This is a genomic window from Paenibacillus sp. SYP-B3998 (assembly GCF_010820665.1).
Lineage (GTDB): Bacteria > Bacillota > Bacilli > Paenibacillales > NBRC-103111 > Paenibacillus_E.
Window position 1 is genome coordinate 1254251 of record NZ_JAAIKC010000001.1, and the last position, 12264, is coordinate 1266514.

Genomic DNA, 12264 nt, shown 5'->3' on the forward strand with positions numbered 1-12264 from the left:
CGAATAAGTTAAATGAAGAATATGCTTGGGAAGTTAGTTTTCTGTTTTAGTAGTCAAACTTTTAGGAGGAACCATGAGTTTTTTTAAACGATTAAAAGATAGTATTTCCAGTAAGGCTGAAATCGTGACTAACAAGTTTAAAGAGGGACTTGCGAAGACGCGGGACGCGTTTGTGGATCGTGTTGACGATTTGTTCAGCCGCCGCAAAAAGATTGACGAGGATTTCTATGAGGAGCTTGAAGAGATTTTGATTGGCGCTGATGTTGGGGTTAACACAGTGCTAAAGCTGATCGATGAACTTCGCGTTGAAGTGAAAAAGCGTAAAATTGAAGATCCAGGGGAGCTTCAGCCAATTCTTTCTGAAAAGCTTATTGAATTACTCAAAGGCGACGCGGGCACTGGACTCAACCTAAACCCGAACGGATTGTCCGTTATTTTGTTTGTCGGCGTCAATGGTGTAGGCAAGACGACAACGATTGGTAAGATGGCTCATATGTTTAAGTCCCAAGGGAAAAAAGTGCTTATGGCTGCAGGCGACACATTCCGTGCAGGTGCTATTGAGCAATTGGAGACTTGGGGCCAGCGCGTCGGCGTGGATGTCATTAAGCAGCAGTCTGGTGCAGATCCTGCCGCGGTCATGTTCGATGCGGTACAGGCTGCGAAGACGCGTGGCGTCGATATTTTGTTGTGTGATACGGCAGGTCGCTTGCAAAATAAAGTGAACTTGATGGAGGAGCTAAATAAAATCTATCGCGTTATTCAACGCGAGGTGCCGGATGCTCCCCACGAGGTTATTCTCGTTTTGGACGCGACTACAGGACAAAATGCACTCAGCCAAGCGAAGCTTTTTGGCGATAAAACAGGTCTTACGGGCCTAGTGCTGTCTAAACTCGACGGAACTGCTAAAGGAGGAATCGTTGTAGCGATACGCCAGGAGCTCTCACTTCCTGTTAAGTTTGTAGGGCTAGGTGAAAAGATGGACGATCTGCAACCTTTTGATTCCGAGCAGTTTGTTCATGCTCTTTTCGGCAAGTGGATGAATGAGCCAAAAGAAAACAACTAACGTTATATTTTCATAGTAAAATCCTTGCTAACCGGGTGTTGGAAAGCGAGGATTTTTTTCTTAACAACTGACAAGGTCAATTGCTTGACATTGGTCTTGGAATTCAGTATGATAGGTTCTGTTGTGCTGCTGTCAAGGGTTCAACCTTTACGGAGGTGGCTATGGTGCCTGTGGATCAAATGTTGGAAAAAACGAATAGGATTAACCTACTGTTTGATTTTTATGAACCATTATTGACTGAGAAGCAGCGAACATTTCTCCAATTGTACTTCCATGATGATTATTCACTCGGAGAAATTGCCGAGAATTCAGCAATTAGCCGCCAGGCGGTTTATGAACATATTAAAAGAGCCGAACAAACGCTGCATGAGTATGAAAGCAAATTGAAGCTCTTACATAAGCACGAACTTCGTATGAAGCTTCGAGAAGAGTTAATACAGATCTTGGATACGTGCGAACCGGAGCTAAAGAGGAAAACGAACGAGCTTTTTGATACAATGGTAGGGATCGATTGAAGCAAAGGTAGGGGTGAAGCGCATGGCATTTGAAGGATTAGCGAGCCGACTGCAGAACGTGTTTGGCAAGCTGAGAAGCAAAGGTAAGCTGTCAGAAGAAGATGTAGGCGAAGCGCTTCGCGAGGTTCGATTGGCACTGCTTGAAGCGGACGTTAACTTCAAAGTGGTGAAGGACTTCATCGCTAAGGTGAAGGAGCAAGCAATCGGCCAAGAAGTGATGAAGTCTTTTACACCGGGCATGGTTGTTATTGATATAGTAAACAAAGAGCTTACAGCGCTCATGGGCGGTACGCAAAGCAAGCTTGCTCGCTCTAACCGTCCGCCAACCGTTATTATGATGGCGGGTTTGCAAGGGGCAGGTAAGACAACAACATCTGGTAAATTGGCAAAGCTATTGCAAAAACAGAATCACAGGCCGCTTCTTGTTGCTTGTGACATCTACCGTCCGGCTGCTATCAAGCAGTTAGAGGTGCTTGGCGAGCAATTGAAAGTTCCTGTGTTTGCGATGGGTGACCAAGTTAACCCGGTGGATATCGCTAAAGCTGGCTTGCAGCATGCTAAAGATAACGGCAATGATTATGTCATTATCGATACGGCAGGACGTTTGCACATCGATGAAAACTTGATGGACGAGCTGAAAAATGTCCGCATAGCTGTTGAGCCTGATGAGATTTTACTCGTTGTGGATGCGATGACAGGGCAGGATGCTGTTAATGTAGCAGAAAGTTTTCATCAACAACTTGAGCTGACGGGTGTTGTCTTGACGAAGCTGGACGGAGATACTCGCGGTGGTGCGGCGTTATCGGTTAAAGCTGTGACGGGTTGTCCGATCAAGTTTGCCGCAAGCGGTGAAAAGATGGATGCTCTGGAACCCTTCTTCCCAGATCGGATGGCTTCACGAATTCTCGGCATGGGTGACGTACTAACGTTGATTGAGAAAGCGCAAGCGGGAATCGATATGGATAAGGCGAAAGAGATGGAGCGTAAGATGCGCAACGCCGAATTCACCTTCGAAGATTTCCTTGATCAAATGGAGCAAGTAAAGAAGCTAGGTCCTCTTGATCAAATTATGGATATGCTCCCTGGTGCTAATAAAATCAAGGGCATGAAAGATATGAAGGTTGACGAAAAGCAGATGGCGCGCGTTGAAGCTATTGTGAAATCGATGACCAAGGAAGAAAAGCGCAAGCCTGAGCTCCTGAATGCGAATCGTCGCAAACGGATTGCGATTGGCAGCGGTAATTCCGTGCAAGAAGTCAACCGCTTTATCAAGCAATTTGATGATATGCGCAAGATGATGAAGCAATTTTCTGGCATGATGGGGCCAAAAGGCGCCAAAGGAATGAAAAAGTTAGGCAAAGGGTTTAAATTCCCTTTTTAAATAAAGTTTGCTTTTATTCTAAGTAGGAGGTGATTTTTCATGGCAGTACGTATTCGTCTTAAACGTATGGGCGCTCACAAAGCTCCTTTTTACCGTGTGGTTGTTTCGGATTCCCGTTCCCCGCGTGACGGTCGTTTTATCGAAGAAATCGGTACTTACAATCCAGTTGCTCAACCAGCAGCAGTAACTCTTGATGAAGAGAAAGCGCTGAAATGGCTTCAAACTGGCGCGCAACCATCCGATACAGTTCGCAGTCTGTTTAGTAAAGCAGGTCTGATGACTAAATTTCACGAACTGAAATTACAGAAGTAATCTGTTATCTTTCGGAGGGTGTGTTCATGAAGGATCTTATCACGGTAATTGCTAAGGCTCTTGTTGATCATCCGGAAGAAGTGCGTGTCACTGTTGTGGAGAAGGATGACAAGATCGAGTACAGGCTTTCCGTTCACCCTGACGATGTCGGTAAAGTGATTGGTAAGCAGGGGAAAATTGCGAAATCGCTCCGCACGGTTGTCACCTCGGCAGCAGTGAAAGAAACTAAACGTGTTGCTGTAGAGATTGTTTCATAAGGGAGAGGGTTAGGAGTTTGTTCCTAACCTTTTTCTTGTATTATAATGGTTGTATAGGTATGGAATAAATGATGGAGGTCGGTCAAAACAAGTATGAGTGAGAAGCTTTTTACGATAGGTAGAATAGTTAATACACATGGCGTGCGCGGCGAACTGAAAGTAGTGTCTGAAACGGATTTTCCAGAACGATTTGATCAAGGCAATACACTGGTTATTGTAGATTCACAAAACAAGCAAACGCCGGTGACCATCCAAACGTCCCGCTTACATAAAAATATGTATATTCTGCAGTTCAAGCAATTTTCCGATATTAATGAAGTCGAGAAATTCAAAGGCGCTTTGCTCAAAATGGAAGAGAAGTATCAACAACCTCTAGATGAGGGAGAATATTATTACCATGAAATCGTAGGGTGTAAGGTCGTAACGGAGGAAGGCCAAGAATTAGGTCTCATTTCCGAAATATTGACCCCGGGCGCTAATGATGTATGGGTGGTATCTTTAGCAAAGGGCAAACAACTGCTGCTTCCGGTTATTGATGAGGTTGTGCTGAATGTGGACGTTGCGAATAAGACAATTCTCATTCATTTGATGGAAGGGCTGTTGGAATGAGGATTGATGTATTAACCCTGTTTCCTGAGATGTTTGAAGGTGTTTTTTCATCAAGTATTTTAGGGAAAGCGCGAGATAAGGGAATTGTTTCATTAAATACTGTTAATTTTCGAGATTATTCGAATAATAAGCATAACACCGTTGATGATTATCCTTATGGTGGCGGTGGCGGGATGGTTCTGAAACCTGAGCCTATATTTGCCGCAGTAGAGGAGTTGTCTGCTCATTATGTAGCTGAGCAAGCCGAGTCGGTCAAACCAAGAGTTATTCTGATGTGCCCGCAAGGAGCTACATTTACACAGCGTATCGCAGAGGAACTTTCTTCTGAGCAGCATCTTGTTTTCATATGTGGTCATTATGAAGGTTATGATGAACGTATCAGACAGTACCTGGTGACCGACGAGCTATCTATAGGTGATTATGTATTAACTGGTGGGGAATTGCCCGCTATGGTCGTTATAGACAGCGTAGCGAGGCTTCTTCCTGGTGTGCTTGGCAATGAACTCTCAGCGGTGACCGATTCTTTTAGTACAGGCTTGCTGGAATACCCCCATTACACAAGACCTGTTAAGTTCAGAGAATGGGAAGTGCCTGAGATTTTGTTATCTGGTCATCATGCGAATGTGAAGCGTTGGCGGATGCAGCAATCGCTGTTTCGAACCTTGGATAGAAGGCCTGATTTGCTTCAAGGCCGTGCGTTTACCAAAGAAGAAAAGCTATGGATTGAAGAATGGAAAAAACAGAACGAAGAGTAGCGGCTCGCCCCCAAAACTTCTCTATTGAATTTCTAGTTTCTATATGGTAATATATATTCTGTTGTGAATTTTTAAGTTTGAGTCTGGTGGTCCTCTACGCATAGCAACTAAGACTGACATCGTAGATTAGCGGAATGAACACCTGTGTGGAAGGAGGAAGTCAACTATGAATCTGATTCAAGAGATTACGAAGGAACAACTGCGTACGGATATCCCTAATTTCCGTCCAGGCGACACACTGAAAGTACACGTAAAAGTTATCGAGGGTACACGTGAGCGTATTCAACTATTCGAAGGTGTTGTTATTAAACGCCACGGTGGTGGAATTAGCGAAACATTTACCGTTCGTAAAATTTCTTACGGCGTAGGTGTGGAAAGAACATTCCCATTCCACTCTCCGAAGATTGACAGAATCGAAGTGGCTCGTCGTGGTAAAGTTCGTCGTGCGAAACTTTATTATCTGCGTGGTCTTCGTGGTAAAGCAGCAAGAATTAAAGAAATTCGATAAGAAACTGGGGGGCTTGTTCAGGCAAGTCTCCTTTTCGTTTCTAAAAGCTTATACATACATAAACCAAAACTGGAAAAGAGGCAATCAGTGATGGAACAGAAAGATCAAGAGCAGCCTATTCAAGAGTCAGGCTCATCATCTACCGTAGCCGTTACCAAATCAACGAAGAATGAGACGTGGGAATGGATAAAGGCATTAGTCATTGCCGGTGTGTTGGTCATAATCATCCGCTGGTTCCTATTTTCTCCGTTTATCGTTGATGGGGACTCGATGCGTCCCAATTTCTTTACCGGTGAACGACTCATAGTGAACAAAATTGTTTATGATATTCGTACGCCTAAGCGTGGAGAAGTTATCGTGTTCCATGCGCCAGAAGGGAAAGATTACATCAAACGAGTTATTGGTCTTCCAGGCGAAACGGTAAAAGTCGATGGAGATAAAGTTTATATCAATGGGCAAGAGATTGATCAAGCTTTTATCAAAGAAGCGGTTGAGCAAGCCGCTAAAGAAGGACATGCATACAATACATTGGCTAACTTCCCAGAGACGAAAATACCAGAAAATGAAGTGTTTGCAATGGGGGATAATCGCTCGAATAGTAAGGATAGCCGCGATAAAAGAGTAGGTTTCGTTCCTTTTGACAAAATTGTTGGCCGTGCTGAAGTCATTTTCTGGCCGGTGAACAAAATCAGTTTTATACATTTTTGAGGTGATAAAATAATATGACCATTCAATGGTTTCCCGGCCACATGACTAAGGCTCGAAGGCAGATTGAAGATAAGCTTAAGCTTATCGATGTCGTAATAGAGCTCTTGGATGCCCGCATTCCACTCTCCAGCCGGAACCCAATGGTAGATGAAATATTAAAGGGTAAGCCGAGATTGGTGCTGCTGAATAAGCACGACTTGGCTGATCCGCAAGTAACGGCGGACTGGGTTCGTTATTTTGCAGATCAAGGTTTTCAAGCTTTGCCTATTGATGCAGCGACGGGTACGCAAGTGAAAGAAATATTACCCCGCGTCAAAGAGTTATGGGCTGACAAAATTGCTACTCAAATTCGTAAGGGGATCAATCCTCGTGCGGTAAGAGCACTTATTGTTGGGATTCCGAATGTTGGGAAATCGACGCTTATTAACCAATTAGCAGGCAAGAGAATTGCCGCGACTGGCGATAAGCCAGGTGTAACCAAAGGGCAGCAATGGATTAAAGTCGGTACGGAGATGGATCTTCTCGACACGCCAGGTATTTTGTGGCCTAAATTCGAAGACCAGATGGTTGGCATGAGATTGGCTGCTACGGGAGCGATTAAAGAAGAGCTTCTTCATTTGGATGAAATTGCGCTTTTTGTGATTAAATATTTGGTTCGTAACTACGGCCGCGGCCTACAAGAACGATTTGGCATTGAAGAACTTCCGCATGACTTGGAAAATATCAATGAAGTCGTTAAGGTAATGGAAGCTATTGGACGTAAGCGCGGAGCGATCGTGAGCGGTGGGCGAGTGGATTTAGACAAAGCTTCTTTGATCATTCTTCGTGATCTTCGCGCGGGTAAGATGGGACGCATTTCGATGGAAAGACCGTCCGAATTATAATCCGTTCAGTAATGAACAAAAAAGGTCACTTCCTGTTTCAGCTGGCGAAGCTGCTTCAGGGGTGGTTTTTTTTATGTAATGTGAGAATACGCGTTACTGAAAATAATACCAAATTCTTTTTGATGGCTCGACTGCATGCCAATCCATTATAATAAAGAGATTGAAAGGGGCGGGAGCCGTTGCTTGAGCATGAAAAACAATTTTGGGGGCAAGGTTTTACGCATATAGCAGGGATTGATGAGGTAGGCAGAGGATGTTTATTTGGCGCTGTTGTGGCCGCAGCTGTTATCCTTCCTGTCGGATATGTGTGCGATGGAATTAATGATTCGAAAAAGCTTTCTGAAAAGAAGCGTGATCTTCTTTACGATCAAATTATGTCTGAGTCAATAGCCGTAGGTATAGGTATTGTCGATGTTGAAATGATTGAAAAGATTAATATAAAACAAGCATCAAGACTCGCGATGAAGCAGGCTGTCGAGAAGTTAAAGGAAGTGCCTGACTTTTTGCTTATTGATGCGGAGAACATAGATGTAGACATCGAACAAAGCTCAATTATTCATGGAGATGCATGCAGTCAGTCCATCGCAGCAGCTTCTATCATTGCTAAGGTGACAAGAGATCGAATGTGTTTAGAGTGGGACAACCTTTACCCCGAATACGGAATTGCTGTACATAAGGGATATGCGACCAAACATCATAGAGAAATGTTAATTCGTTATGGTCCAACAGCGTTACATCGTAAGTTGTTTATTCGAAAAGTGATGACTCCAATTGAGCAGGGTTTCGAAGAGCGAAAGGAACAGCAATTAGAGTTGTTTTAATGACCTGAGTATGAAAATCAATGGAATGTTTCCTGTGTAAACAAAAGGTAAGCAGTTACCGATAATATACATAAATGTGCAAACGAAGGCTTGAGGTGACTAGATTGAATATTAGTGGATTAATTCGGGGCCTGGTTGGAGAGCTAACGGCTTCTGAAAGTAAAGTGTTGGAATTAAAAGTAGGTCAAATTGTGAAGGGCGTTGTTCTGCAACTGCTCAGTGATCAAGATGCGCTTATTAATATAGGTGGTGTGCAGGTTCGGGCAAAATTAGAGACGCCTCTTAAACAAGGGGATGTGACGATGCTCCAAGTTCAGCCTGAGTCTAACAATGGTCAGATCATGTTGAAACCGCTTATGGCTTCGGATGTACTAATTGCCGATGAGTCGTTTAACGAGCTGCTTAAGGCTTTTTCTTTAAAAGATACGGCATCTAACCGCCAAATGCTTCAAACCATGCAGCAGGCAGGCGTTCCGATATCCAAAGAAAATGTCGAATCTTTTGCTTCCTTGCTAAGCAAAGTGCCTGAGGGTAGTAAGGAGGAATGGGCACAAGCCGCTGTTCTTGCCTTTAAGAAGGATTTACCCTTGACGCAGGCAACTGTATCTGCAATTCGACAAGCGACAACAGGGCCTGCCGTTGGGCAATTGCTCCAGCGTCTGGAGCAGGAAGCGTCAGCCCTGCTTGAAGCGCAGCCAGCTCATCCAGAGGGAGACACGATGAAGCAAGTGGTATCTCTGCTGAAGGAGCTACGGGCTACCGCCGCAGCAACGTGGCCCCCTCGTCAGCCGGAGGCTGCGGCTACGATTCCGCCTGCTGTTTCGCAGGCAGGTGGCATTAAGCCGACAGTGGCTCCTACAGGAGCGCCACTGTCGGCTATCCCTAGCGGCAGTGCTCCCGCTCCTGCCGCTTCTGTGACACCCGCAGTCATTGCTGCTGCGGGTGAAGCCTTGACCTCCGCTGCGCCTCGCGCGGAGGCTCCTGCCGCTGGCGCGGCGCAGCCGCCCGTGCCGACGCAAGCAACAACCATCCGCCCAGCTCTGGCGGCAGAGTTACTCAAGGCGCAGTCCCTAAGCGCTGAGCCTGTGGTTGAAAGTGAAGCGCCCAAGGTGGCTTCGCCAGAGCTTACGCCATCAGTTGCTAAGCCGAAGGCAGCAGAGTCCTCAGAGACTCAGCAGCGAAGCGCTGATCTTAGTAAAGAGGGTACTGATCCAGAGCCGAACTGGATCAGCAAGATGCTCAAAGCCGTAGGCGTCGAGCATGAGTCGCATCTAGCGAAGCTAGCAGACGATCGAGTGGGTGCTACTATTAACCCAAGAAGTGAAATGGATGATTTGCAGAATGCGATTCTCCGACCGGATTCACAGCCAGACTCCGATTCCATTAAACCCGCAGCAGATACACTTAAGAGTCTTCTGCTTCAATTGACGGCCTCAGATGACACGCCTGCGCCACTCAAAGAAGCCGCTCAGCAAGTCATTAACCAAATAACCGGTCAGCAGCTTATGTTAACCGGTGATAAAAGTTCTATGTTTGCACACCTGACCTTATTTATCCCTTTTATGGATGGAACAGGTCAACAATCTGCTTCAGTTCACATTCAATCGCGTAAAGGGAAACGAGGAGAAGTGGATGCAAACAATTGCAGGCTATTGTTTGATTTACAAATGAAAGCCATGGGCAACACTTTATTGGATGTTCATGTCGTGAATAAAATTGTTAGCTTGAACGTTCATAATGACCATCCTGCCATCGCTGCTCTAATGGAAAGCTCGAAGGAAGAAATAACGTCTGCCATGCAAAAGGTAGGATACCAATTCCTCTCTTTAAAATGCTCACCTTATCCGACACTTCCGGCTGTTAAAGATAGCGATGGTGCGAAACAAGGACAGGGAATACTAGAAGGAAATAGAGCGGATCTTCGATCTTTGTATGAGCCTAAGCCCTACAAAGGAGTGGATTTCCGCGCATGACCTATCAACGAGATCCAAAGGCTGAACAAAATCAGACACCCATCAAGAAAGCTGTTGCTCTGCGATATGCACCAGACGCGCAAAAAGCGCCAACGATCATCGCTAAGGGTAAAGGCCATCTGGCAGATACTATTTTACAAAAAGCTAAGGAAAACGGGGTTCCGATCCAAGAGGATTCGTCCTTGGTCGAGGTGCTTTCGAAACTTGAAATAGATCAAGAAATCCCCCCTGAACTGTATCAATTGGTGGCTGAGGTGCTTAGTTTCATTTATCGTTCAGATAACCGGATGAATCGAGCGAGGAATCCGTTATGATGCGTTCGCACAAAGATGATCGAAGGCAGCTGGGTAAACATGGCGAAGAGCTTGCAGCCCATTTTCTTAGCGAACAAGGGTATGCCATTGTGGCCCGAAACTGGCGATGTCGAACAGGTGAACTTGATATTGTTGCGGAGTTTGAGGGGGTATTGGTGTTTGTAGAAGTCAGAACGAGAAGACCTTCTTCAAGCTTCGGAATAGCCAAAGAATCAATTGATTATCGGAAGCAATTGAAGGTTAGAGAAACAGCACAATATTATTTGCACCGCTATAAGAAGCATGAAGCGCGAGTTCGTCTGGATGTCATAACCGTAGAACTATCTCCAGAGAGAAACGAACCTCAAATTGAGCATATGCAAGGAGCCTTTTGACCCATCTCTGTCGGCGCGATGAGTCTGAAGGCTCTTTTTGTCTATTGTTGTAACTTTTGGCTGTAATCTTAGCATCGTGATCCCTTAACTCGTTATACCCATTCATGTAGGAGCTTAAAGCATAACCTGGAGGTTTTTAAAAGCTTTCTTGAACAGCATGCTTTTTATCGAGATTTCGGTATTGGATCGCCTCGGCGACATGTTCAGGTAAAATGATGTCGCTTTGCTCCAAATCTGCAATAGTGAGAGCTAATCTTAATATGCGGTCATGGGCTCTAACACTTAACCCCAATGATTCAAAAGAAGCACTTAACAAAATATCGCCTTCCGATGTTAATCTACATAGTTGGCGAAGCATTTTTCCGCCAAGCTCGTTATTGTACTGAATACCTGTACCTGTATATCGCTTCTGCTGCCTATCATGGGCGATTCGTACTCCTTCAAACATATCATTAGACGACAAGGGATTAGATTGTTCTTTCAATTGTGTATAGCTTGGTTTAGGTACTTCAACATGAAGATCAATTCGATCGAGCAGGGGGCCTGATATTTTAGAGCGGTATTGAATAATTTTTAAAGGACTGCATGTACATCGATTTGCTTCCGTTTCAGAACCCCAGTAGCCGCACGGACAAGGGTTCATGGCCGCCGCAAGGATGAAATGAGAGGGGAATGTATAAACAGCGCGTGCCCTAGCAATAGTTACATAACGTTCTTCCAGCGGCTGTCTCAGAACTTCTAAGGCATTGCGCGTAAATTCGGGCAGCTCGTCGAGAAAAAGGATGCCTCTGTGGGAGAGACTGACTTCACCTGGTTTGGGCACTGTGCCCCCACCGACAAGACCTGCAGCAGAAATTGTATGATGAGGGGCCCGAAAGGGTCGCTTGCGCATGAGAGACGTTCGGTCGAGCAGTTTGCCGGAGGCACTGTATATTTTAGTAACCTCCAAGGCCTCTTTGTCGGACATAGCTGGCAGGATGGAAGACATACGCTTGACTAACATTGTTTTACCTGTGCCAGGAGGACCGATGAGTAAAATATTATGCATGCCAGCAGCTGCGATCATCATCGCCCGTTTTACTTGATGCTGTCCGCTAACGTCGGCGTAATCGTCGGCAGCGTTGGCGTCGGTGTAAAAAGTTGAATTTTCGTTCTTCTTAGGAGTGGTTTCATTGTATATAAATTCGTTCAGAGAAAGCTCATCCCATCGTTTGAAATCGGAAAGATTTCTTACTACACAAACCTGCATATCAGAGATAAGAGCCGCTTCGGCAGCGTTTGCAGTAGGTAAGCAGACACGGTTCATCCCAATTCGTTTGGCGGCGTGTACCATAGAGAGAACACCTGGAATAGGCCTCAGTGTACCATCTAGGGCAAGTTCTCCAACGAGCACTGTAGTTTGAAAGTTGTCCATAGGAACTTGTCCAGTTGTTATGAGAATCCCTAATGCAATGGCTAAATCGAAAGATGATCCTTCTTTACGGAGGTCGGCTGGAGCTAGGTTGACAGTAATGCGATCCATTGGAAAGGTAAATCCGCAATTTTTGATTGCAGAACGGACCCTCTCGACGGATTCTCGCACTGCGGAGTCCGGCAGACCGACTAAATTAATTTGGGGCAAGCCACTCGAAATGTCAACTTCAACCTCTATAGTTTGCCCTTCTATGCCTTGTAGGCAAGCACTCATCACTTTTCCGTACAAAAAAACACCTTCCCTCGATAAGTTGAGCAGCGTATGCAACTGCTTTTCCAAAGGATAAAAGGTGCTTCCTTATTGATCCGTTTATTTA

General features: G+C 45.2%; 15 protein-coding genes. 14 read left to right on the forward strand and 1 reads right to left on the reverse strand.

Annotation, left to right across the window (positions count from 1 at the left end; translation table 11 throughout):
- The first annotated feature begins 73 nt into the window (after nucleotides 1-73).
- The 14 genes from ftsY to GK047_RS05775 all read left to right on the forward strand — a co-directional run bounded on the left by ftsY (nucleotide 74) and on the right by GK047_RS05775 (nucleotide 10474).
- Entirely contained in the window at nucleotides 74-1063 is a 990-nt protein-coding gene (gene ftsY / locus GK047_RS05710) for a signal recognition particle-docking protein FtsY (RefSeq protein WP_163942404.1), read from the forward strand.
- A 179-nt stretch (nucleotides 1064-1242) separates the two neighbouring features.
- Complete coding sequence (locus GK047_RS05715) at nucleotides 1243-1578, forward strand: putative DNA-binding protein (protein ID WP_205516489.1); 336 nt, start codon at nucleotides 1243-1245, stop codon at nucleotides 1576-1578.
- Between the two features lie 22 nt (nucleotides 1579-1600).
- Nucleotides 1601-2959, forward strand: a complete 1359-nt coding sequence (gene ffh / locus GK047_RS05720; protein ID WP_163942407.1) for a signal recognition particle protein — start codon at nucleotides 1601-1603, stop codon at nucleotides 2957-2959.
- Nucleotides 2960-2998: 39 nt separating this feature from the next.
- Nucleotides 2999-3271, forward strand: coding sequence for a 30S ribosomal protein S16 (gene rpsP / locus GK047_RS05725; RefSeq protein WP_163942410.1), 273 nt, complete (start codon nucleotides 2999-3001; stop codon nucleotides 3269-3271).
- 26 nt (nucleotides 3272-3297) lie between these two features.
- The gene (locus GK047_RS05730; protein WP_163942413.1) at nucleotides 3298-3528 is read left to right on the forward strand and encodes a KH domain-containing protein; all 231 of its coding nucleotides are present in this window, start codon (nucleotides 3298-3300) and stop codon (nucleotides 3526-3528) included.
- Nucleotides 3529-3621: 93 nt separating this feature from the next.
- Nucleotides 3622-4137, forward strand: coding sequence for a ribosome maturation factor RimM (rimM, locus tag GK047_RS05735; protein ID WP_163942415.1), 516 nt, complete (start codon nucleotides 3622-3624; stop codon nucleotides 4135-4137).
- The gene (trmD, locus tag GK047_RS05740) at nucleotides 4134-4892 is read left to right on the forward strand and encodes a tRNA (guanosine(37)-N1)-methyltransferase TrmD (protein ID WP_163942418.1); all 759 of its coding nucleotides are present in this window, start codon (nucleotides 4134-4136) and stop codon (nucleotides 4890-4892) included. Before rimM ends, trmD begins: the two co-directional genes overlap by 4 nt.
- A 166-nt stretch (nucleotides 4893-5058) precedes the next feature.
- A complete protein-coding gene (gene rplS / locus GK047_RS05745; RefSeq protein ID WP_079408683.1) occupies nucleotides 5059-5400 on the forward strand; it encodes a 50S ribosomal protein L19 in 342 nt (113 codons plus the stop codon).
- Nucleotides 5401-5490: 90 nt separating this feature from the next.
- Entirely contained in the window at nucleotides 5491-6108 is a 618-nt protein-coding gene (lepB, locus tag GK047_RS05750) for a signal peptidase I (RefSeq protein ID WP_163942421.1), read from the forward strand.
- 14 nt (nucleotides 6109-6122) lie between these two features.
- Entirely contained in the window at nucleotides 6123-6992 is an 870-nt protein-coding gene (gene ylqF / locus GK047_RS05755) for a ribosome biogenesis GTPase YlqF (protein ID WP_163942424.1), read from the forward strand.
- A gap of 179 nt (nucleotides 6993-7171) precedes the next feature.
- Nucleotides 7172-7813 carry a ribonuclease HII gene (locus GK047_RS05760; protein ID WP_163942427.1) on the forward strand — a complete coding sequence of 214 codons (642 nt, stop codon included), beginning with the start codon at nucleotides 7172-7174 and terminating at the stop codon, nucleotides 7811-7813.
- Between the two features lie 95 nt (nucleotides 7814-7908).
- A complete protein-coding gene (locus tag GK047_RS05765) occupies nucleotides 7909-9786 on the forward strand; it encodes a type IV pilus assembly protein FimV (RefSeq protein WP_163942430.1) in 1878 nt (625 codons plus the stop codon).
- A complete protein-coding gene (locus GK047_RS05770) occupies nucleotides 9783-10100 on the forward strand; it encodes an EscU/YscU/HrcU family type III secretion system export apparatus switch protein (protein ID WP_163942433.1) in 318 nt (105 codons plus the stop codon). The genes GK047_RS05765 and GK047_RS05770 overlap by 4 nt, the downstream gene beginning before the upstream one ends.
- The gene (locus tag GK047_RS05775; protein ID WP_163942436.1) at nucleotides 10097-10474 is read left to right on the forward strand and encodes a YraN family protein; all 378 of its coding nucleotides are present in this window, start codon (nucleotides 10097-10099) and stop codon (nucleotides 10472-10474) included. The genes GK047_RS05770 and GK047_RS05775 overlap by 4 nt, the downstream gene beginning before the upstream one ends.
- Nucleotides 10475-10610: 136 nt before the next feature.
- Here the strand turns inward: GK047_RS05775 and GK047_RS05780 are convergent, their stop codons facing one another.
- Nucleotides 10611-12176, reverse strand: coding sequence for a YifB family Mg chelatase-like AAA ATPase (locus GK047_RS05780; protein ID WP_163943683.1), 1566 nt, complete (start codon nucleotides 12174-12176; stop codon nucleotides 10611-10613).
- Nucleotides 12177-12264 lie beyond the last annotated feature (88 nt).